This window comes from Ruegeria sp. SCSIO 43209 (genome assembly GCF_019904295.1).
In the GTDB taxonomy this organism is placed as follows: Bacteria; Pseudomonadota; Alphaproteobacteria; order Rhodobacterales; family Rhodobacteraceae; genus Ruegeria.
Window position 1 is genome coordinate 20,289 of record NZ_CP065361.1, and the last position, 20,447, is coordinate 40,735.

Sequence of the window (20,447 nt, forward strand, 5' to 3'; positions counted from 1 at the left end):
GTCAATACTGCGGTAAACTTTCCCGCTATGCGGAAAATTAAGGTCGTCCACCTAGTCCCATTCGTGCCGGATCCTGCGGATGACACAACTAAGCGAGGGCATAATGCCATGAAAGAAATGAATTATCCGACCATCCAGCACCTCATCGGACGAGACTGGATCGCTTCTCCCACGCCAGAGGATCGTGCAGTCATAAACCCTGCAAACGGGCAAACTATCGGACAGATTCCGCAGGCTAGCGCCGCAGATCTAGACCATGCGGTTCACTCGGCCGAATCAGCTTTTCGCCGATGGAAAAACAGCTCTCCCATGGAACGAAGTGCGATTTTGCGGCGGTTTGCCGACCTGCTGCGCCAAAATGACAGACTGATCGCTGGCTGGATCACTCTCGATGAAGGCAAGCCGCTGGCTGAGGCTTTGGCTGAGGTCCGCGCCTCGGCTGACCACGTTGACTGGCACGCCGAGGAATGTCGGCGCATTTATGGGCGCATCATTCCATCACGCAGCCCGCGGGTACAGCAGCTTGTCGTGCGCGAACCGATAGGCGTCTGCCTTGCCATCACGCCTTGGAATTTTCCGCTGAGCCAAGCGGTACGCAAGGTCGCGGCGGCGCTTGCGTCAGGTTGCACGATGATCTTAAAAGCCCCGGCAGAGGCTCCGGCGGGTTGCATGGCAATTGCTCGCTATCTGCTGGATGCAGGATTGCCCGAAGGCTGTCTGAACCTTGTCTGGGGTAATGCGGCCTTCATTTCGGAAACTCTAATTGCGCGCCCCGAGGTGCGCAAAATCACCTTCACCGGTTCGGTCGAGGTGGGCAAGCATCTGGCAGAATTGGCTGGCCGCCATATGAAGCGGGCGACGATGGAGCTCGGCGGTCACGCGCCCGTATTGGTGTTCGACGACACCGATGCCACGGCCGCGGCGCGCGCCTTGGCGGTCAACAAGCTGCGCAATGCAGGCCAGGTGTGCATCGCCCCAACCCGGTTTTACGTACAACAAGGCATCTACGATCGATTTCTGTCCGAACTAGTTTCAGCATTTGAGAGCGTAAAGGTGGGCGCTGGTTTAGCCGAAGGCACGCAGATGGGACCATTGTGTCATCGCGGACGCGTGAATGCGATGGAAAAGCTCGTCGAGGATGCCCGCGAAAACGGCGCACGGGTGTTGACGGGAGGCAAAAGGCTTGGAAATCATGGTAACTTCTATGCCCCGACAATCGTCGATACGCCCAACGACGACATTGACTTGATGCGCGAAGAACCCTTCGGCCCGATTGCTGTCGTCTCGTCTTTTCGTGACATAGAGGACGGACTGTCGCGGGCCAACGGGCTACCCTTCGGGCTGGCGTCCTATGTCTTTACCAATTCGTTAGAGCGTGCAGATAAAGCAGCTGCGGGTTTGCAGGCAGGTATGGTAAGCATCAACCAGTTCGGCCTCGCTCTGCCCGAGACTCCGTTTGGAGGCGTGAGAGACAGCGGCTATGGGACTGAAGGCGGGACGGAAACCTTCGAAGGCTATCTCATTACCAAATTTATCTCGCGCAATCGCGCGCCAGTGCTGTGAGGATGCCCATGCCTGTTGAATTAAGCTTCTCAAATGACGCAGCAATTCTGACCATAGACAATTCGCCGCTTAACCTAATCAACGCGGAGGTTCGGGCTGGAATACAACACTGTATCTTCAAAGTCCTCGAAACTGGGGCTACCAGGCTGATTATCACCGGCACAGGAACGACCTTCGTCGCGGGCGCGGATGCGAAGGAATTCGGTAAGTTGCCTGTTGATCCACAACTAAATGATGTGCTGATGCAACTTGCACACCTCCCGATTCCTACTATCGCAGCAATCAACGGGGCTGCGCTTGGTGGGGGACTAGAGATTGCTCTGGCTTGCTGCTATCGCATCGCCTCAACTTCTGCCAAACTGGGCTTGCCAGAGGTAAACTTGGGGATCGTGCCTGGCGCAGGGGGAACCCAAAGACTGCCGCGACTTATCGGTATTGAAGCTGCGCTTGACATGATTGTCACCGGGAAGGCTGTTTCCGCCGAGCAGGCACTGAAAATGGGACTGATCCAGCTGCTAGCCGATGACCCGCTTGGCGCGGCCATAGCTCTCGATGACGATGTACTTGAGGCGGCACAGGCACCCGACAATCTTCCTTCACCAAAGCCAAACCACGTCGCAGCGGAAGTCGCCCGAGCGCATGTAGCGCGGCGTATGCCTGGCCAGAATGCCCCGCAGGTTGCGGTGAACCTAGTCGCGACCAGTGCGACGACGCCGCTGCACGACGCACTAGCCAGCGAGCGCTCTGCGTTTTTGGACCTTCGTACCTCGGATCAGGCGCGGGCCCTTAGGCACGTTTTCTTCACCGAGCGTACCGCAACCAACAAGGGGCGCGCCTACCCCCGACCTTCCCGAGATGCTGAAACCGCCATCGTGGTCGGTGGTGGCAATATGGGCGCAGCTATTGCGTACACGCTGGCGACCGCAGGGATCTCGGTGACTGTCGTCGAACGTAGTGCCTCGTCCGCCGAGTGGGCCAGTAAAAACCTGCAAAAGCTGATTGATCAGGGTATCAGTCGCGGTATTCTGTCCGTCGATGCGGCAAAGACGGTTGAAGACCGGCTGGTTACGGTCTCAGGCTATGACGCTCTGCCACCAACCGATCTAGCAATCGAGGCGGCCTTCGAGGATTTTGCGGTTAAGACCGCGATCCTGACCGAACTCGAAGGCGCACTGCCACCCGAGACCATCATTGCCACAAACACATCCTATCTCGATGTAAATCGGCTCTCTGATGGGTTGAAACACCCGGCACGCTTTGTAGGGATGCATTTCTTCAGTCCTGCGCATATTATGAAACTTCTGGAAGTCGTCAGGAGCGACCGAACGTCAGACGGAACATTAGGTGCAGCACTTGTGCTGGCGCACAGGCTTGGTAAAATCCCGGTACTGTCTGGTGTTTGCGATGGCTTCATCGGAAACCGAATTTTGTCGAGCTACCGTCGCGCCGCTAATCGCCTTCTGGTGGAGGGGGCTAATGTCGACGAGATCGACGCGGCTATGCGCGGATTCGGTATGGCGATGGGTCCATATGCTGCACAGGACATGTCGGGGCTGGACATCGCCTACGCGAATATCCGTCGCAAGGCAGTTGCCGAAGGGAACTGCTGTGGTCACGTGCCCTTGGTCGAGCGGCTGGTCGAAAAGCACAAACGCCTAGGACGCAAATCGGGCGCCGGATGGTACGACTATGGGCCAGACGGCAAACCCTCACATTCGGAGCTGGTCGCTAGCGAAATACTCCGTGTCTCAGAAGAAATGAACTTCACTCGCCGCGAGTTCTCAGCTGACGAAATCGTAGAAAGGCTCTTGCTCACAATGGTGGCGGAAGCCTGCGATATCCTTGACGAAGGCGTAGCAGAAAAACCGCAAGACATCGACCTAGTAATGATTCACGGCTACGGATTTCCCCGCTGGCGGGGAGGCCTGATGCACCACGCCAAAAATATCGGCAAGGATCGGTTGACCGCGCTCTTCAGCGCGCATGTCAAAGAGGATCCTTGCGGCTGGAGGGTGCCTCGTTATTTAGAAAGAGTTTTCGCGACCGGGGAGGAACATGTCAGCATGTTTCCCACGATCACCGGCAGATAAGTTGTCTTTCTGTGGTAGAGGGAGTCTGTTTTGCAAATGGGGTGATGGCCGTGGTTGCCCTTTCCCCGGATAAACTTATCCCACAGCTTCCGTAACGGGTATGCCGAGTGCAGTGTATCCGTTCAGGACGGCGATGCGGACTGGGAGTGCCGCGACCTGACGGTCAAAGTCCCGCGCTATAAGGCGATGCCCCAGCGACATGACACAGTTCATTTTCGTCTCGACACTGCTTCGGCGGTGGTATCCGCTCCATCGTCGCCAGAGCGCGCGAGCCAGGCACTTCGCCGCGCGCAGGGCCTCGTTTCGCGCCACGGCTCCGGCGGTGATGGTCTTCCATGGCTTTGCGTTCTTGCGTGGCGGGATAACGGCGTGGGCACCACGGTCAGCAATTGCGTCGTGGCATTTCCGTGTGTCGTAGGCACCGTCAGCCATGACACTGCCGATCTACTGGTCCGCCGGGATCTGGTTGAGGAGGTCGGGTAAAACCCATGCATCGCCGATGTGGCTCCCTGTGACCTCGTCACTGCGCGAACCTCCAGTGTTTCCTCGTCAACCCCGAGATGGATCTCGGTCCAGACGCGCCGTTTGGGTCCACCATGCTTGCGGGCGTGCCACTCGCCTTCGCCCGCGACTTTGATACGCGTGCTGACAGCAGGTGCAGCGGCCCCTTGGAGCCGCGATTCGAGATGTTCACGGCCAGGGTCTTCTGACGCCGGGACAGGGTGCTGAAGTCGGGCACAGTCCGGACGAGACCAACCAGCTGCAGCAGGCTCTAGACGAACCCAGTCGTCTACCGGAGCGCCATGCCGAATAACACCTTCATGGAAAGGCAGGTCTGGCTGGAGGCATCGCTGTAGGTCTGCTGCCGGCCACGACTGCCTATCGGCGCGGCCTCCCAGCTCATTTCGGGGTCGAACCAGATTGCCAGAGCGCCCCGGCGCTTGAGCGCTTCATTGTAGGCTCGCAAGTTCCTGGTGTTGTAGGTCGGGGGTGCAGTCTGCTCATGCACCCCGGCTACCAAGCCGGGTTCATAAGATGGATCCCGCACGGAATTTGTTCAACAGAGCCTAGTAGCAGGCATATCTGCCTCACGACAGGCTGAGCAAGATCATACAATTTCCAAAGCAGGTATGTTCAATACACGGTGCATTCTTCGCCCTTACTCTGAGATCATTGGCGTACGCCTCAGACCGTTTGACGCCTCCGAGATTGGCGACGTCAGGTGGTGGCTTTGCCAAATGTTACTCTTGGGAGGATAAATATGGAAATCAGTAGAGAAGCGGATACGCTGCGGGCGCTTTATCAGAATTGGACCGATCAGATGGTCGAGAACCCAGACCTGACGATCGCGAACTTGCGCAGCATGTTCGATGAATGGGGGCAGCCTGCTCTAGAGCCGGAAAACGTTAGCTACAAAAGCGATCATATCGGAGGAGTCGAGGCTATCTGGGCACTGCCTGTCGGGGCCGATACCTCGCGTGTAATTGTTTACACTCATGGTGGCGGCTTTGCCGTCGGCTCAGCCGATAGTCATCGGAAAATGGCAGGGCACCTCGCTAAGGTGCTTGGGGTTACGTCGGTGATCCTGCACTATCGACGCGCACCCGAGCACCCATTTCCGGCGCAGATCGAAGATGCGGTAGCCGCGTACACAGCATTGCTGGATAAGGGCTTCAAGGCAAGAAATATTCTGACCGCTGGCGACAGTGCTGGCGGCAATCTTGCCATCGCCAGCGTGCTGAAATTTCGCGAACTTGGGCTGCCACTGCCCGGAGCGGTCATCGCATATTCGCCCTGGCTAGACATGGCGATGCGCGGGGAAACACTGGAAACCAACGCGGAAACCGATGCGCTAGTCGGGAAACCGATTCTCGAAGCGATGGCGGGAATGTTCCTCGGTGAAGGCACTGATCAGCTAAATCCGTTGGCCAACCCTCTGGAGAACGATTTCACCGGTTACCCGCCGCTTTATATCAATGCCGGAGGGGCTGAGACGCTTAGGAGCGATGCCGAGCGGTTGCACGAAAAGGCCAAGGCACAGGGCGTAAATGTGACCCTGTCTATCGTCGAAGGCATGCAGCATGTCTTTCCCGCGCTTTCGGGACGCGCGCCCGAGGCGAACGAGGAACTTGGTCGCATCGCCGCATGGTATCAGGCCCTCTGACACCTGTACTCGCACTGCATTGCGGTGCGGTGCGGTGCGGTGCGAGAGAAACCCCTACGACACATTCATCTGCCATCTCACCCGCAAACTGCGGGGCGGAGCAGTCTTACTCTGGGAGGAGTGACATGAACATTCAGACTGAGATTACTAAAACATCCGGAGCGGATTACGACGCAGTCGTCATTGGCGCGGGCTTCGGCGGGCTTTACGCCGTCCACAAACTTCGCAACGAGCAGGGACTGAACGTCCGGGGCTATGACAGCGCCAGTGACGTTGGCGGCACCTGGTGGTGGAACCGATATCCCGGTGCGCTGTCGGACACGGAAAGCTATGTCTACCGCTATTCTTTTGACAAAGAGTTGCTTCAAAAAGGCCGCTGGAAAACGCGGTATCTGACCCAGCCCGAGATCCTCGAATACATGAACGAGGTGGCGGATCATCTCGATCTCCGACGCAGCTACAAGTTCGACACCAAGGTGGACGGCGCGCACTATAATGAAAAAACCGGTCTCTGGAACGTGATCACTGATAGTGGTGAGACAGTTACCGCCAAATACCTTGTCACTGGCCTCGGTCTCTTGTCCGCAACGAATGTTCCAAAATTCAAGGGCATCGATGATTTCAAAGGCCGTATCTTACACACAGGTGCCTGGCCCGACGGCGTGGACTTGAGCAACAAACGCGTGGGCATTATTGGCACTGGCTCGACCGGTGTGCAGGTTATTACAGCAACGGCACCAGTTGCAAAACACCTGACTGTTTTTCAGCGCTCTGCACAATATGTCGTGCCGATTGGGAACACCCCGCAAGACGATGCTACCATCGCAGAGCAAAAGGCAAACTACGATAGTATCTGGAATCAAGTGAAGAATTCTGTTGTGGCCTTCGGCTTCGAAGAAAGCGTCAAGCCCGCCGAAACCGCCTCCCCCGAAGAACGGGAGCGGGTCTTCGAAGCCGCCTGGCAGCGCGGCGGTGGTTTCTATTTCATGTTTGGCACCTTTTGCGATATTGCGACCAGCCAAGTGGCCAATGATGCGGCCGCTGACTTCATCAAGGGCAAAATCAAGAAAATCGTGAAGGACCCCAAGGTCGCAGAGAAACTGACGCCGAAGGACCTTTACGCCAAGCGCCCGCTTTGCGGAAACAACTATTACGAGGTCTACAACCGAGACAACGTGACCCTCGCCGACGTTAAGGCCGATCCGATCGCAGAGTTCACTCCGAACGGCATACGTCTCGAAAGCGGCGAGGAGCATGAGCTTGACATCGTAATCTTTGCCACTGGCTTCGATGCGGTCGACGGCAATTACGTCAAAATGGACCTCCGCGGACGCGGAGGCGTGACCATGCGCGACACTTGGAAGGAAGGCCCGCTCGGTTACCTCGGCATGATGGAGGTCGACTTCCCGAACTTCTTCATGATCCTTGGCCCTAATGGCCCCTTCACCAACCTGCCCCCCAGCATTGAGACGCAAGTCGAATGGATCGCTGACACGATTTGCACGGTGGAAGAAGAGGGGGTTCGAAATGTGGAGCCAACCGTGGAAGCGCGCGATGCTTGGGTTCGCACCTGTCGTGAAATCGCCGACATGACACTCTTCCCCAAAGCTGAAAGCTGGATCTTCGGCGCAAATATCCCCGGAAAGAAGAATGCAGTAATGTTCTACATGGCCGGGATTGGCAATTACCGAAATGCCATTAATGCAGTGAAGGAGGAAGGTTATACATCCCTGATCCGCAACCGCACTGCCGAGAAGGTGTAAAGAATTCCGCCGGGCATCAAGAATCCCCGGCGGAACCAATTAAATTTGTTCATGAAAACTAGGGAGAGAGATTTGGGAAGGGTATTCGGAAAAGTCGCACTGGTAACAGGTGGAGCGATGGGCATGGGAAAAGCCCATTGTGAAACGCTGGCACGTGAAGGTGCGCATGTATTTGTAACCGACCGTGACACGGAAGCGGCTGAAAGCGTAGTGAAAGGTATCATTGAAGCCGGAGGGAAGGCGGAATTCATTCAACATGACGTGACGCTTGAAGAAGATTGGAAGAATGTCATCTCTACGGTGCAATCAAGTGCTGGTCGGCTTGATGTGCTAGTGAACAACGCTGGCATTCTCATTCTTAAGCCGCTCCACGAAACCTCGCCTGACGAATTTGACATGACGTTCAACGTCAATGTACGCGGTATTTATCTCGGCATCCGAGCCGCGGTTCCATTGATGAAAGAGGCCGAAAAGGCATCTATTATCAATATTTCTTCAATCTATGGGATTGTTGGAGCCGCTTCGGCGGGAGCCTACATTGGATCCAAAGGCGCCGTACGGATGTTGACGAAATCCTGCGCAGTCGACCTGGCTGAAAGTGGCATACGCGTGAATTCGATCCATCCCGGTGTCATCGATACTCCCATGACAAAAGATCTGCTACACGCCGACGAAGTTACCCGGCAGGCAATTCTGGGGGCGACGCTGCTCAAGCGACCAAGCAAACCTGAAGAGGTTTCGAATGCGGTCCTGTTCCTCGCATCGGATGAGTCATCGTTCGTTCACGGAGCAGAGATTGTAGTAGATGGCGGTTATACTGCGAATTGACAGGGACCCATCCCGAGTAACGGCTCGGAATCCGGGCCGTTACCACCATTGCAAATTTTGAAAACGATAAAAGCCAATGAAAATAATTGCTCCTATAAAACGCCTAATTGACCACAACGTGAAGGTTCGCGTTAAGGCGGACGGGAGCGGAGTTGATCTCGCGAATGTGAAGATGTCGATGAACCCGTTCGACGAGATTGCGGTCGAAGAGGCGATCCGGCTGAAGGAAGCGGGCAAGGCGGACGAGGTTGTCGTCGTCTCGATCGGCGTGAAGCAGGCGCAGGAAACGCTGCGCACGGCGCTGGCGATGGGCGCGGACCGGGCGATCCTGGTTGTGGCCGCCGATGACGTGCACCAGGACATCGAGCCGCTGGCGGTGGCCAAGATCCTGAAGGCCGTGATCGACGCCGAGGCGCCGGGCCTGGTGATCGCGGGCAAGCAGGCGATCGACAATGACATGAACGCCACCGGCCAGATGCTGGCGGCGCTGCTGGGCTGGGGCCAGGCGACCTATGCCTCCGAGGTCGGGATCGAAGGCGATCATGCCGTCGTGACCCGCGAAGTGGATGGCGGGTTGCAGACGATCAAGGTCAAGCTGCCGGCGATCGTCACCGCCGATTTGCGCCTGAACGAGCCGCGCTATGCCTCGCTGCCCAACATCATGAAGGCCAAGAAGAAGCCGCTGGATGAGAAGACCGCCGCCGATTACGGCGTCGATGTCACCCCGCGCCTGGAGATTGTGAAAACCGCCGAGCCCGCCGCACGGTCGGCAGGCGAGATGGTCGGCTCGGTCGACGAGCTGGTGTCGAAACTGAAAGAAAAGGGGATCGTGTAATGGCTGTTCTTCTCCTTGCAGAAATCGCCGGTGGCGCGCTGGCGCTGGACGCCACCGCCAAGGCGGTGACCGCTGCCAAATCGCTGGGCGATGTGACCGTTCTGGTTGCGGGCCCTGCTGCTGCGGGTCAGGCCGCGTCGCAGATCGACGGCGTGGCGAAGGTTGTGGTCGCGGATGACGCGGCCTACGCCAACGGCCTGGCCGAGCCGGTCGCCGATCTGGTGGTCAGCCTGGCAGGCAATTATGAACATATCGTTGCTCCCTCCACGGCAAGCGCGAAAAACATCCTGCCGCGCGTTGCGGCGCTGCTGGATGTGATGGTTCTGTCGGACGTGACGGCCATCCTGGACGGGTCCACGTTCGAGCGCCCGATCTACGCGGGCAACGCGATGCAGACGGTAAAGTCCAACGATTCCAAGAAGTTACTGACCGTCCGCACCACCGCCTTCGACGCGGCTGGCCAGGGTGGCTCGGCCGCCGTCGAGGCCATCGCAGCAGCCGGCAACGCGGGCCTGAGCGCCTGGGTCGAGGACAAGGTCGCGGCGTCGGATCGTCCGGAACTGACCTCGGCCAAGGTCGTGGTCTCGGGCGGGCGCGGCGTCGGTTCCGAGGAAAATTTCGCGATTATTGAAGCACTTGCGGACAAACTGGGTGCTGCCGTCGGCGCCTCGCGCGCGGCTGTGGACTCTGGGTTCGCACCGAACGACTGGCAGGTCGGCCAGACCGGCAAGGTCGTGGCGCCCGAGCTGTATATCGCGGTCGGGATTTCCGGGGCAATTCAACACCTTGCGGGGATGAAGGACAGTAAGGTCATCGTCGCCATCAACAAGGACGAAGAGGCCCCCATCTTCCAAATCGCCGATTACGGCCTCGTCGCAGACCTCTTCGACGCAGTCCCGGACCTGACAAAGGCACTCAAAGAATGACAAACGTCTATATCTGCGATTACATCCGCACACCAATCGGTCGCTATGGCGGCGCGCTTTCTTCTGTGCGAGCCGACGATCTTGGCGCAATCCCACTCAGGGCCTTGGCCAGCCGAAACCCGGGGCTAGATCTAGCGACCATTGACGAAGTGATTTTTGGCTGCGCCAACCAAGCGGGAGAGGACAACCGTAATGTTGCTCGCATGTCGCTTCTACTAGCTGGATTTCCGGATTGTGTACCGGGGACAACAATGAATCGGTTGTGCGGGTCGGGCATGGATGCGATAATCACGGCCGCCCGCGCTATCAAATCAGGAGAGGCCGATCTCATTGTCGCAGGTGGTGTGGAAAGCATGTCGCGTGCTCCGTTTGTGATGCCAAAAGCTACAACAGTATTCTCGCGCGAGAATAGTGTGGAAGACACCACCATCGGCTGGCGCTTCGTCAATAGACTGATGAAGAGCCAATACGGCGTCGACAGTATGCCTGAAACGGCCGAAAACGTGGCTGAAGTCTTCGGCATCAACCGCGCCGACCAAGATGCTTTCGCCCTACATTCCCAGCAAAAGGCGAGCGTTGCTATGGCGAACGGTCGTTTGGCCCGTGAAATTGTCCCGGTAGAGATTCCTCAGCGAAAGGGGGAGCCAAAGATCGTCGTACAGGATGAACACCCTCGCGCGAGTACGACTTTGGAAGCGCTCGCCCAACTGAAAACTTTCGTAAAAGCGGATGGCACGGTAACCGCAGGGAATTCTTCAGGCGTGAACGATGGTGCCGCAGCATTGATCCTTGCCACCAGCGACGTCGCAAAAAAATTTGGCCTCACGCCGGTCGCAAGGGTCTTGGGCGGCGCAACCGCCGGCGTTGCACCGCGCATCATGGGTTTCGGGCCGGCACCGGCGTCGAAAAAGCTGATGGCGCGACTTGGACTGAAACAAGAAGACTTCTCGGTGATCGAACTTAACGAAGCCTTTGCTTCGCAGGGTCTGGCCACACTACGGCACCTGGGGATCGCGGATGATGATGCCCGCGTGAACCCAAACGGCGGCGCTATTGCTCTCGGCCATCCGCTTGGCATGTCGGGTGCCCGCATCACCGGCTCAGCGATGCTGGACCTCAAACCTGGAGAAAAGTCGTTGTCGACCATGTGTATTGGCGTGGGACAGGGAATTGCAATCGCACTCGAAGCTGTCTGAGGTGCCGTGACAGCCTAAAAATTACCATAATCATGATTACGCGATTATTGGTCGACCCCAAATTTTCCGTGTAGAATTCGCCCTCTACCACCTCCCTGTGGGCGATACCCTGGCGGTACCGGAACCTCTCTCCGGTGCCGCCCTTTCCTGAAAGAACGATTGAACGGCCCATAATGTTTGCGAGACGGATCATCACGTGACCTGCGTTTCGGCAGGCATTCCATTCCGGCGATCTCGCGCCATCCCAAGATTTCTTCTCTGCACTTCCGAATGTAACATATATCGCGTGGCGATATTTCGCGCATCGTGTCCGTTTCAACGGCATGAACTTGCGGGACCGTGTAGCACTAAACATCCAGGAATTGAGACGCGCCCGCAGCCTCAGCCAGGAGGAGCTTGCTCATCGGGCCGATGTGAGTCGCGGCCATATGGGCAAGCTCGAGAACGCCAAGTTCGCGGCCTCCCTCGACCTTCTCGAACGTATCGCCAAAGCACTGAACGTAGATCCAGCAGAGCTCTTCACAAAACGCTAGCCAGTTTTTGCCAGCCCCTGATGCGTCCTGGAGCGGAACGTCTCAAGAGGTAGTCAAATGGAGTGCAGAGAGTTCGATGGGTAAGAAGAAGACAGGCTGGCCCTTCCAGAACGGGTTTCTGAACGACGGTGCGCAGGAGATTCACCTGTTCACCGATTACCGTTGGAATGATGGCTCGGTGAGCCGCCGCTGGCATGTCGATCCAGAACGCTTTGATGCTTGTCTGGTCGAGCTTCGCCCAGTTTCCCTGAAGGCATCAGACCGTTCGGATCAGTAGGAGAACCACTCCGAGTGGCCCATGTTGCCCTCGTAGTCGCCGTATTCAACCATGATACTGCGCAAATAGAAGTACGAGGAACCTCCGCCGGTCGGATAGGCGATCTCCTGACCGCCTTCCGATACGAATGCCTCGGGCCAGGGCGTGTGGGATCGGTAGACCCGCTGGATGTACCGGCAGGTGCGGTTCTCTCGGTCGCAGGAACGGAGAGACCAGTCCCAATACTGTTCACCTCCCCTTTCTCTATAGGCTTGACCGGTGAACCAGATCACATGGGTGCGGTTCAGCCATTCGTATTCGGGCAGAGTGGTGTCGAGCTCGCCCTCCCCGCCGGGCCCGCCCAGCTCGACCGGCACATGTGCGAAGGTGCAGACCCCGAAGGGCGGCAGGCTCGGCCAGGGCGTGATGCGGCGGATCATAGTGCGATAGGCCCGTGCACAGACTGCGCTCGGGGGGAAGCCGCCAGCCATGCAGAGCATGATGGCGCAGTCGATGTCATAGGCCTGCGCCTTCCCCGGGGCTCCGAACACCGCCATCACCCCCATCGCCGCTGCCATCGCCTGTCGCTTCATGTCGCTCTCCCGCAAAAGTTGCGCAGACTATCGCGCAATATGTATTTTTCTGCAATATGTCGTATTGACTCCATATGACTTTATGGCCTTAGTGTCGTGCAGTAGAAGGGCTCTCGTGGGGAGAGTCCGAACATGCCGATAGCGCGCAACCAGATCCTGATCACCATCGATGGTGTCAAAGACCTGTCCGAACAGGGCATCGCGTTCCGCTGCCGGTATGAACTCGTGGGGTTCACGGACGATGGCAAGCCGCGCTACCAGTGCATCTACCTGCGCGAGGGTGAGCCGGAAGCCATTCTGGTCTCGACCCGGATCACCCCGCACGGGCCTGAGCCGCGGTATTTCAACATATGGCCAGGGCTCTTCAAACATCATCTCGAGTTCGGTGACGGGCGCGATCTGCGCTTTGGTCCTGACTACAGCATCACCCTCGAGGAGCGCGGCTGACGTTATCGCCTTCGGCCGCGACGGCACAGCCCGGACTTCGGGCTGGACCTTTCACGGTGAGCGCCCTGCCTGGGCTGGTTTGGAACATAGCGCTGAAGCCGAGGTCGTTCTGGCCTCGTTGGACGCCACGCCGCCTTCCAGTCGCGACGACACCCTCTCCCTGATCCGCACGACTGCCGTCCGCCACCAGGGGAACCGTGCCCTGCGGCAGGTCAGCCTTGATGCGGACGACTGGCAAATTCTGTTCCGCGCCCTGGTCGAGGCTGAAAGCAGCTACAACCCGACCGCCGTCAGCCCGAAGGATGCCTATGGTCTTGGCCAGCTGATGCCAGACACGGCCCGCGGCCTCGGAGTCGATCCGCGCGATCCCTCCCAGAACCTCGATGGCGCGGCGCGCTATCTGCTCGCGCAGCTCGCCACGTTCAAGGACATCGACCTGGCGCTCGCAGCCTATAATGCCGGGCCGCACCGCGTGATCGAGTATTCAGGCGTCCCGCCTTTCACCGAGACCCGCGACTATATCGCGCGCATCCATCGGATCCGGTCCCGGCTGGCAGGTAAGCCTGTTTCCGCTCCGGACATCCGCGTCGCAGACGGTGTTCCAGCCCGCGCGCCCGTCCTCATCGATCTTCAGTAAAACAAGGAAACTTCGCATGCTCCGACATCGCCTCAGCGCGCCTCTGCCTGTCGCCACAACCTTGGCGGCTTTCGCAACGCCAGCCCTCGCGCGAAGACTTGTCACCGATCCAGACCATGCTGGAAACCGTTGAGGCTGCCCTGACCGGTCCGATCGGATCGCGGTCGCCACGCTCGCGGTCATCGGCCACCGGTTTCATGTGCATGATGGGGCGGCTCAACTGGGGCTGGTTTGCCTCGGTCATCATCGGGATCGTGCTGATCTCCGGCCGGCACCATCGTTGACGGCTTCTCCTGAGAAGAGGCCCGATTGATGACTTCCCTGCAATCTCGCATCCTACGGTCGCCTCGAACGCGTTGTGCTTCGCAAACGCTGCCTCGAGCCGACCTGCGGATTCATTTTCATCGTTAAGCAGGGAAGCATCGAAGTGGCAGAACGATCCCCCCTTTTTCTGGGCCTCGCCCGACCGCCCAAGTATCTGGGCCTCCCTGTCGGATACCTCGTGGTGCTGGCGACCGGGGTCGTTCTGCCGTTCATCTGGACCAAGTCCATGGTCTTCTTCCTGATCGGCCTCGTCGCCTATCCGATCCTCTGGTTCGTCGCCGACCGCGAGCCGCATTTCTTCGAGGTCCTGCGCGTTTCCTACGGCTCGGTGCGCCCGACGAAGAACCGCGCCCTGCATGGAGGCGACAGCTTTGGCGCTTGATGCGGGCACACTTTCCACTCACGGAACCGCTCTGCTTCAGGCTGGCGGCGGGGAGTTCGCGCGGGAGAGCTATCTCGCTGATCACCTGCCGTATTTCGCGCTTGCCGATGACGATGTGATGGTGCTGCGCGAGGGCGATCTGATGGCGACCCTGCGCCTTGATGGTCTGAACCCGATGACCAGCGAAGACGCACGGCTCGATGCGCTCAAGCGCGCGGTTGCCGCCATCGTCGCCCAGACCGGCAATGCCTTCGGCTTTTACATCCACCGCATCTCCGTGCCACAGGATCTGGGGATGCGCCCCATCGAGGGCGACAGCTTCGCCGCCGCGATAGATGCCCGCTGGCAGGCCCATGTGAAAGACCTGCGCCCGGCCAAGCGCCAACTCTATCTCAGCGTGATCCGGCGCCCCGATATCTCCGCGCGCATTCCATTCCTTCGGACGCTGGCCCGCAAAGCCTGGGTCAAGGACCGCGCGACGCGCCTGCAGGAGCTGAACGAGGTCATGGGCTTTTTCGAGGTGGCTCTGTCTTCGGCCAACCCTGTGCGCCTGACCCGCACGGGTGGTGAATGGCTGGGCTATCTAAACACGCTGAACGCGGGCAGCTTCTCCCCCATAGCCTTCGGACAAAGCGCTCTGCCTCTTTCACATATTTTGAGCAATTGCCGCGCGACCTTCGACGGCGACGTCGTCACCCTGACCGACGCCGTGACTGGGCGGGTCAAATACGGCGCGCTCTTTTCGATGAAGACCTACCCGGCATTGACCGATGTGACGCTGCTCGACGCGCTCGACCTGCCGCTCGACATCGTGCTCACGAACTCCTTCAGCCCGATCCCGAACAACATCATGGCCGAACGCATCCAGCGCATCATCCGCCAGATGCAGGCCTCCGACGATGCGGCCGTCTCCCTGCGCGAACAATTGGGCCAGGCTGCCGACGACCAGGAGGCAGGACGCATCGCCTTCGGGGACCATCACCTCTCCATCGCGGTCTACGCGCCGGACCGCGACACGCTCGAACGGGCCGCCGCCCAGATCAAACGCGTGGGTCAGGAGATCATGTCCGTCATCGTGCGCGAGAACATGGCGCTGAAAGCCACCTACTTCGCACAATCCCCCGGCAATTTCGGCTACCGCGCTCGCAAGACGCCGATTTCCTCCATCAATTTCGCCGACTTCGCAGCTCTGCATGGTAGCGTCGAAGGACGCGGTCCTGATCAGTCGCCCTGGGGTCAGACCATTTCGGTCCTGCCCACGGTCGGCACCTCTGGTTATCGCTTCAATTTCCACGAGGCGGGAGCCCCAGGCAAGGAACCGACCGTTGGCCATACGCTGGTTCTGGGGCGCACCGGGACCGGCAAGACGCTCACCACTGCCTTTCTCGCAGCGCAGGCGCAGCGGGTCGGCGCACGGCTTTTCTTCTTCGACAAGGATCGCGGCCTGGAGATGGCCGTGCGCGCCCTCGGCGGGCGCTATAACGAAATCCGGGCTGGCGTGCCGACAGGTCTGAACCCGCTCGCCACCGAAACCGACGAGCGCGGCCGCGCCTGGCTCTCGGACTGGCTTGCGACACTTCTCACACGGAATGGCACGCTCTCGGGCGAGCAATCCCGCCATATCCAAAGCGCGGTCGGCCAGAACGCCGATGCGGGGGCGGCGCTGCAGCGTTTCGCCAGTTTCGAGACCCTGTTCCAGTCACTCGATGATGATGGCGAGCTGCAATCCCGCGTTGCCGAATGGGCCCCCGGCGGGCGCTATGGCTGGGTGTTCGACGAGCCCGAGCGCGGCGCGGGCCTCAAGCTCACGGGCGACATCGTCGGGTTTGATATGACCGAGATCCTCGACATGACGACCGAGCGCATGGCGGTACTCTCCTACATCTTCCGCCAGATCGAACGCGTGGTCGAAGACCGCCGTCCCACCATCATCGTGCTCGACGAAGCGTGGAAGCTCTTGGACGATCCGTATTTCGGGGCGCGGCTGGAAAACTGGCTGGTGACGCTTCGCAAGATGAACTGCGTCGTCATCATGATGACGCAGTATCCGAGCCAGTTGCGCGACAGCCGCGTCGGCAAAACCATCGTCGAGACGGTGCCGACGCAGATCCTCTTCCCGAACGATCGCGCCACCGTCTCCGATTACGATTTTCTCCGCGTCAACGCCAAGGAGGCTGCCCTTCTCGTGCAGCCGACCATCGGCCAGCGCATCGCGCTTATCCGCTCGGCGGGCGACAGCGTCTTCGTCGATGCCGATCTCTCCGCACTTGGCGACCTCCTTCCCATCCTTGGCGGCGGCGCCACTGGCGAGGCCCGCGTGCCTGCCGATTGGCGCGCCAATCCCGATTTCTGGAGACATGTGATATGAGTTCGAAACCCCTCCTCGCGCTTTGCGCCGCCGCGAGCCTTCTTTCCGCTTGCGAGAAATACACCGAGAAAACCTCGCCCTGTTTCGGACGCAATGGCGAGCCGCAAGTGACGCGGTCCGCCCTGTCCTTCTCGACCATGGGCGCACCGGTGCAGGAGACGGCCAAGCCTGACTGCACCTTCGAGCCCCTGCCCCGTTCGGAATGAGCCGCGCCGCGATCATATCCGCCGGGCTCTGCCTCGGCCTCAGCGCCCTGCCTGCGCATGCCCAGGGCGTGCCGACACAGGACAATTCCGCGATCGGTCGCGCCATCGCCCGGGTGAGGGCATTGGCCGAGGATCTAAGCGTCCAGCAGGACAAGGATCGGACCGAGTCCACGCTGGCGGATGTGCAGGCCGACCAGCTGCGCGTCCTCGAGGAAATGACCGCTGCCATTACCGGGCCTGGCTTCGACATCCGTGCGCTCGAGGGCAATGCGGATTTCGGGGTGGCGGCGGTCTATCCCAATACCGATCCAAGCCCGATGAACAGCCGCCTCTTCGGCGAGGGCCGCGAGACGGTCGAGATGATGATCGTCGAGGTCGCCGGCGAGTTCGCAGGCGCGCCCGGTGTGGCCCGCGCCGGTCTCTCGGCCACCCAGTGGCGCTGCCTCTTCCAGGCTCTGATTAAACAGGAGAGTCGCTTCAACGTCGCCGCTGAAAGCCCGGTCGGGGCTTATGGCCTGACCCAGCTCATGCCTGGCACCGCCTCCGATCTCGGCGTCGACCGCTATGACGTGAAAGACAACCTCCGCGGCGGCGCGCGCTATATCACCACCCAGCTCAACCGCTTCGGCAACATACCCCATGCGCTCGCGGCCTATAACGCGGGGCCGGGTCGGGTCATCGAATACGGGGGCGTGCCGCCCTTTGCCGAGACCCAAGGCTATGTGCGCAACATCTCGAAATTCTACAACGAATACCTCGCTGTGGTGGGCGGTGCCGACGCGCTTGGCACGCTCTCGCCCTCGGATTTTGCGCTCGCCGAATATGCCAGCATCTCCGAGGCGGGCGTCTATTACGCCGCCGACAGTTCGGCAACGACCGAGCAAGTGATCAACCGCCTCCGCGCGATCATCCTGCAGATCGATGCGCAACCCAATGCCAAGGCGGCCTGGGAACTCAACACCTACGCCAAGGCCGAGATTGGCCGCATCCTCAACCTTCGCGTCCGGCTGATGGCCGCCAACCAGCAGCGCGAGGCGGTCTATGCGCAGCACCTCGTCGCAGACCGGTTGGCGGAGCGCGACTTCATGCAGATGGGAGTTCCCGAATGAGACAGCTTCTCCTGACCGTGGCCGCGGTCGCCACACTCGGGTTTACCTCGCCCGCAACGGCCCAGGGCGTCCCAACCTTTGATGGCTCGCAGCTTGGTCAACTCGTGGCGCAGCTCGAACACATGGCCGAGGACCTGAATGTCCAGATGCAGCAGCTCGCCACAATGCGGCTGGAACTGGAAACCCAGCTCTCGCAGCTCACGAACCTCGAGGCGCAACTGACCTCGCTCATTGAAGGCAGCGGGCTCGGAGAACTCTTCGCCACGGTCGAAGAATTCCGAGCGCTGCGCGGCAAGCTGGTGGCGCCCCTCAATACCGCACAATCGCTGGCAAGCGGCGATTTTCTCAGCGGCTTCAATCCGGGTGCAGAACTCTCGGCCTCGGTCGAACGGGTGCTTTCGGGCAGCGGGTTTACTTCGGAACGCCTGAGCACGCTTTCTGGCTCGGATGAGCCCGCCGATAACCGCATCGCCGCTTCCGCCGGGGCCAGCGCCATGCTCTCCGTCGCGGCACAGGAAAGCCACGAAGAAGCGGGCCAAAGCCTTGAGCGGCTCGAGACCATGGTCGGGCTCATCGACGATCAGGACGGGCTGAAGGCTGCCGTCGATCTCAACACCCGCGTCACCGCCGAGCTTGGCATCATCCTGACCCAGATTTGGCGGCTGGAAGCGGCGCAAGGCGTGAGTGCCGGCCAGCTTGGCGTTGTCGATGCCGCGACCCTCGCGGATGAGCGCAAGTTCCGCTCGATGGCGGTGGATCCATGAGGCAAACCATGACCCGCAGCTTGGCTCCAGGCCGGGCGCTCGGTCTCGCCGCCCTTGTCTTGAGCATCCTGCACAATGCTGCGTCGGCCCAGACCCCGAGCACGAACCCTTCCGGCGACACGCCCTTCAACTCGATGGCCATCGCGCGGGATCAAACGGATGAATGTCGTGTTCCGAAACCCCCTACCGATCTGGCCGAAACCGCCTATCTGCGCAATGGCTACCGCGCGATCTTGCGCATCCTGATTGCCGAAGAGGCGCTCGCTTCGGAAACCTGCACCTGCCTGCTGGATCAGTTCGCCTGGGATCAGGCGCTTGCCGCCCTGCCCCGGTTCCAGACCTCGGACAACCCGCGCCTGCCCTTCAACGTGCTCGAGCTCTACGCCAAGGCGGACGCGCTCGAGGCGCAAGTTGTGGAGGCCTGTGCGGAGTAAATGGGGGTCATTCGCGACATCCTTGGCCAAGTCGACGCCGCGGTGAACACCGTGGCGCAGGACGGCTTTATCTCCTCGGCGGCCTCGGTCGGTAATGTCATCTCGGCGGGCGCGACGCTCCTTGTCGTGCTCCTCGGGATCAACGCGGTCATGCAGCTCCGCCCCCTGCCCTTCGGAACCGGGTTTGCCTTCGGGATGAAAGTGGCCCTGGTCGGGATCTTCGCGCAGAGTTGGGATAATTTCAGCGTCATCTATGACATCGTCACGCGCGTGCCCGACTCCGTGGGCGCCTCGATCCTGGCGCTTACCGGCTCGGGCGACGAGGCAGGGGTCTATGAGAGCCTCGACAATATGGTCGCCCGCATCACCGCCTATGGCGATACGATCGGCGACCGCGCGGGCTGGGTCTTCGGCGCGGTTCTGGGTGCCATCTTCTTCGTCCTCTCCGCCGTCTTCGCCGCCGTCACCGCAGGGATCATCGCCTTCGCCCGCATCGTCTTCGCGCTGATGATCGTCATCGCCCCCTTCATGATCGTGACCTCGCTGTTCAAACCGACGCAGTCTCTCTTCGAGGCCTGGACCCGCGCCACCATCGGCTATGCGCTCATGCCGGTCGCCGCGGCAGGCGCTGCGGGCATCATCGTCGCCATCGCCGAGGCGATCGGGGACGCCTCTGCCGACCCAAACGATGTCGAGACCGTCAGCCTCATCCTGCCCTTCCTCGTGATCCTCATCCTCAGCGCCGGGATCATGGCCTCGGTCCCCTACATCGCCTCCAATCTCACCGGTGTCGTCGGCATTGCCTCCAATGCCGTGGGTCTCACCGGCCTCGCACGTCAGGGCTTCGTGAACACGCGCGAGTACGGCACGGGTGCTGCCTCGCGTCTCGTCACCGGAAAATCCCCACATGAGCTGAACCAGATAGCGAACGCGGGCGTCGTGAAGACCGGCGAGATGATCCGCCAAAGCCCCGGCGCGCTTCTCTCCGCCGCCAAGGCCTTCCGCAAACCCTGATGTGAAAGACGACGA

At 60.0% G+C, this 20,447-nt stretch carries 21 protein-coding genes and 1 pseudogene; 20 read left to right on the forward strand and 2 right to left on the reverse strand.

What is annotated here, in order from left to right:
* The first annotated feature begins 108 nt into the window (after nt 1-108).
* Together I5192_RS19320 and I5192_RS19325 are read left to right on the forward strand one after the other, a co-directional pair.
* On the forward strand, nt 109-1,563 hold the full coding sequence (locus tag I5192_RS19320; protein WP_232272174.1) for an NAD-dependent succinate-semialdehyde dehydrogenase: 1,455 nt from the start codon (nt 109-111) through the stop codon (nt 1,561-1,563).
* 8 nt (nt 1,564-1,571) lie between these two features.
* On the forward strand, nt 1,572-3,653 hold the full coding sequence (locus I5192_RS19325) for an FAD-dependent oxidoreductase (RefSeq protein WP_197918802.1): 2,082 nt from the start codon (nt 1,572-1,574) through the stop codon (nt 3,651-3,653).
* Between the two features lie 75 nt (nt 3,654-3,728).
* Here I5192_RS19325 and I5192_RS19330 read toward each other — a convergent pair.
* A pseudogene (locus I5192_RS19330) lies at nt 3,729-4,662 on the reverse strand (IS5 family transposase).
* A 252-nt stretch (nt 4,663-4,914) separates the two neighbouring features.
* Between I5192_RS19330 and I5192_RS19335 the strand changes: the two are divergent.
* From I5192_RS19335 to I5192_RS19370, 8 genes are all read left to right on the forward strand, one after another.
* On the forward strand, nt 4,915-5,817 hold the full coding sequence (locus tag I5192_RS19335) for an alpha/beta hydrolase (protein WP_009827026.1): 903 nt from the start codon (nt 4,915-4,917) through the stop codon (nt 5,815-5,817).
* 125 nt (nt 5,818-5,942) lie between these two features.
* Complete coding sequence (locus I5192_RS19340) at nt 5,943-7,580, forward strand: NAD(P)/FAD-dependent oxidoreductase (RefSeq protein ID WP_009827025.1); 1,638 nt, start codon at nt 5,943-5,945, stop codon at nt 7,578-7,580.
* A 51-nt stretch (nt 7,581-7,631) separates the two neighbouring features.
* A complete protein-coding gene (locus I5192_RS19345; RefSeq protein WP_009827024.1) occupies nt 7,632-8,408 on the forward strand; it encodes an SDR family NAD(P)-dependent oxidoreductase in 777 nt (258 codons plus the stop codon).
* Between the two features lie 76 nt (nt 8,409-8,484).
* Nucleotides 8,485-9,243, forward strand: a complete 759-nt coding sequence (locus I5192_RS19350; RefSeq protein ID WP_009827023.1) for an electron transfer flavoprotein subunit beta/FixA family protein — start codon at nt 8,485-8,487, stop codon at nt 9,241-9,243.
* A complete protein-coding gene (locus I5192_RS19355; RefSeq protein WP_009827022.1) occupies nt 9,243-10,169 on the forward strand; it encodes an FAD-binding protein in 927 nt (308 codons plus the stop codon). The genes I5192_RS19350 and I5192_RS19355 overlap by 1 nt, the downstream gene beginning before the upstream one ends.
* Nucleotides 10,166-11,365, forward strand: coding sequence for a 3-oxoadipyl-CoA thiolase (gene pcaF, locus I5192_RS19360; RefSeq protein ID WP_007120599.1), 1,200 nt, complete (start codon nt 10,166-10,168; stop codon nt 11,363-11,365). The genes I5192_RS19355 and pcaF overlap by 4 nt, the downstream gene beginning before the upstream one ends.
* Nucleotides 11,366-11,688: 323 nt before the next feature.
* A complete protein-coding gene (locus I5192_RS19365; RefSeq protein WP_007120600.1) occupies nt 11,689-11,898 on the forward strand; it encodes a helix-turn-helix domain-containing protein in 210 nt (69 codons plus the stop codon).
* Nucleotides 11,899-11,974: 76 nt separating this feature from the next.
* Nucleotides 11,975-12,175: a hypothetical protein gene (locus I5192_RS19370; RefSeq protein ID WP_007120601.1), complete on the forward strand. Its 201-nt coding sequence runs from the start codon at nt 11,975-11,977 to the stop codon at nt 12,173-12,175.
* On the opposite strand, the gene I5192_RS19375 is transcribed toward I5192_RS19370, so the two are convergent.
* A complete protein-coding gene (locus I5192_RS19375) occupies nt 12,169-12,747 on the reverse strand; it encodes a hypothetical protein (protein WP_007120602.1) in 579 nt (192 codons plus the stop codon). The two genes, I5192_RS19370 and I5192_RS19375, sit on opposite strands and share 7 nt — an antisense overlap.
* 132 nt (nt 12,748-12,879) lie before the next feature.
* Here I5192_RS19375 and I5192_RS19380 point away from each other — a divergent pair, with 132 nt between their 5' ends.
* The 10 genes from I5192_RS19380 to I5192_RS19425 all read left to right on the forward strand — a co-directional run bounded on the left by I5192_RS19380 (nt 12,880) and on the right by I5192_RS19425 (nt 20,432).
* Entirely contained in the window at nt 12,880-13,194 is a 315-nt protein-coding gene (locus I5192_RS19380; protein WP_007120603.1) for a hypothetical protein, read from the forward strand.
* A 79-nt stretch (nt 13,195-13,273) separates the two neighbouring features.
* The gene (locus tag I5192_RS19385) at nt 13,274-13,831 is read left to right on the forward strand and encodes a lytic transglycosylase domain-containing protein (protein WP_223118410.1); all 558 of its coding nucleotides are present in this window, start codon (nt 13,274-13,276) and stop codon (nt 13,829-13,831) included.
* Nucleotides 13,832-13,929: 98 nt separating this feature from the next.
* Nucleotides 13,930-14,115, forward strand: a complete 186-nt coding sequence (locus I5192_RS19390) for a TrbC/VirB2 family protein (RefSeq protein WP_255612193.1) — start codon at nt 13,930-13,932, stop codon at nt 14,113-14,115.
* A 74-nt stretch (nt 14,116-14,189) separates the two neighbouring features.
* Nucleotides 14,190-14,537 carry a type IV secretion system protein VirB3 gene (locus tag I5192_RS19395; protein WP_255612194.1) on the forward strand — a complete coding sequence of 116 codons (348 nt, stop codon included), beginning with the start codon at nt 14,190-14,192 and terminating at the stop codon, nt 14,535-14,537.
* Nucleotides 14,512-16,905: a type IV secretion system protein B4 gene (locus I5192_RS19400; protein WP_007120607.1), complete on the forward strand. Its 2,394-nt coding sequence runs from the start codon at nt 14,512-14,514 to the stop codon at nt 16,903-16,905. The genes I5192_RS19395 and I5192_RS19400 overlap by 26 nt, the downstream gene beginning before the upstream one ends.
* On the forward strand, nt 16,902-17,111 hold the full coding sequence (locus I5192_RS19405; RefSeq protein ID WP_007120608.1) for a hypothetical protein: 210 nt from the start codon (nt 16,902-16,904) through the stop codon (nt 17,109-17,111). Before I5192_RS19400 ends, I5192_RS19405 begins: the two co-directional genes overlap by 4 nt.
* Nucleotides 17,108-18,220 carry a lytic transglycosylase domain-containing protein gene (locus I5192_RS19410; RefSeq protein ID WP_007120609.1) on the forward strand — a complete coding sequence of 371 codons (1,113 nt, stop codon included), beginning with the start codon at nt 17,108-17,110 and terminating at the stop codon, nt 18,218-18,220. The genes I5192_RS19405 and I5192_RS19410 overlap by 4 nt, the downstream gene beginning before the upstream one ends.
* Nucleotides 18,217-18,984 (forward strand): type IV secretion system protein, encoded by a 768-nt coding sequence (locus I5192_RS19415; protein WP_007120610.1) that lies wholly within the window; start codon nt 18,217-18,219, stop codon nt 18,982-18,984. Before I5192_RS19410 ends, I5192_RS19415 begins: the two co-directional genes overlap by 4 nt.
* A complete protein-coding gene (locus tag I5192_RS19420) occupies nt 18,981-19,418 on the forward strand; it encodes a hypothetical protein (protein WP_255612195.1) in 438 nt (145 codons plus the stop codon). Before I5192_RS19415 ends, I5192_RS19420 begins: the two co-directional genes overlap by 4 nt.
* Nucleotides 19,419-20,432: a type IV secretion system protein gene (locus I5192_RS19425; protein ID WP_223118411.1), complete on the forward strand. Its 1,014-nt coding sequence runs from the start codon at nt 19,419-19,421 to the stop codon at nt 20,430-20,432.
* Nucleotides 20,433-20,447 lie beyond the last annotated feature (15 nt).

Bases quoted from the DNA above. Each gene is read 5' to 3' on its own strand.
- I5192_RS19320 (WP_232272174.1), top strand. From the start codon at position 109: ATGAAAGAAATGAATTATCCGACCATCCAGCACCTCATCGGACGAGAC.
- I5192_RS19325 (WP_197918802.1), top strand. From the start codon at position 1,572: ATGCCTGTTGAATTAAGCTTCTCAAATGACGCAGCAATTCTGACCATA.
- I5192_RS19335 (WP_009827026.1), top strand. From the start codon at position 4,915: ATGGAAATCAGTAGAGAAGCGGATACGCTGCGGGCGCTTTATCAGAAT.
- I5192_RS19340 (WP_009827025.1), top strand. From the start codon at position 5,943: ATGAACATTCAGACTGAGATTACTAAAACATCCGGAGCGGATTACGAC.
- I5192_RS19345 (WP_009827024.1), top strand. From the start codon at position 7,632: ATGAAAACTAGGGAGAGAGATTTGGGAAGGGTATTCGGAAAAGTCGCA.
- I5192_RS19350 (WP_009827023.1), top strand. From the start codon at position 8,485: ATGAAAATAATTGCTCCTATAAAACGCCTAATTGACCACAACGTGAAG.
- I5192_RS19355 (WP_009827022.1), top strand. From the start codon at position 9,243: ATGGCTGTTCTTCTCCTTGCAGAAATCGCCGGTGGCGCGCTGGCGCTG.
- pcaF (WP_007120599.1), top strand. From the start codon at position 10,166: ATGACAAACGTCTATATCTGCGATTACATCCGCACACCAATCGGTCGC.
- I5192_RS19365 (WP_007120600.1), top strand. From the start codon at position 11,689: ATGAACTTGCGGGACCGTGTAGCACTAAACATCCAGGAATTGAGACGC.
- I5192_RS19370 (WP_007120601.1), top strand. From the start codon at position 11,975: ATGGGTAAGAAGAAGACAGGCTGGCCCTTCCAGAACGGGTTTCTGAAC.
- I5192_RS19375 (WP_007120602.1), bottom strand. From the start codon at position 12,747: ATGAAGCGACAGGCGATGGCAGCGGCGATGGGGGTGATGGCGGTGTTC.
- I5192_RS19380 (WP_007120603.1), top strand. From the start codon at position 12,880: ATGCCGATAGCGCGCAACCAGATCCTGATCACCATCGATGGTGTCAAA.
- I5192_RS19400 (WP_007120607.1), top strand. From the start codon at position 14,512: ATGGAGGCGACAGCTTTGGCGCTTGATGCGGGCACACTTTCCACTCAC.
- I5192_RS19405 (WP_007120608.1), top strand. From the start codon at position 16,902: ATGAGTTCGAAACCCCTCCTCGCGCTTTGCGCCGCCGCGAGCCTTCTT.
- I5192_RS19410 (WP_007120609.1), top strand. From the start codon at position 17,108: ATGAGCCGCGCCGCGATCATATCCGCCGGGCTCTGCCTCGGCCTCAGC.
- I5192_RS19415 (WP_007120610.1), top strand. From the start codon at position 18,217: ATGAGACAGCTTCTCCTGACCGTGGCCGCGGTCGCCACACTCGGGTTT.
- I5192_RS19420 (WP_255612195.1), top strand. From the start codon at position 18,981: ATGAGGCAAACCATGACCCGCAGCTTGGCTCCAGGCCGGGCGCTCGGT.
- I5192_RS19425 (WP_223118411.1), top strand. From the start codon at position 19,419: ATGGGGGTCATTCGCGACATCCTTGGCCAAGTCGACGCCGCGGTGAAC.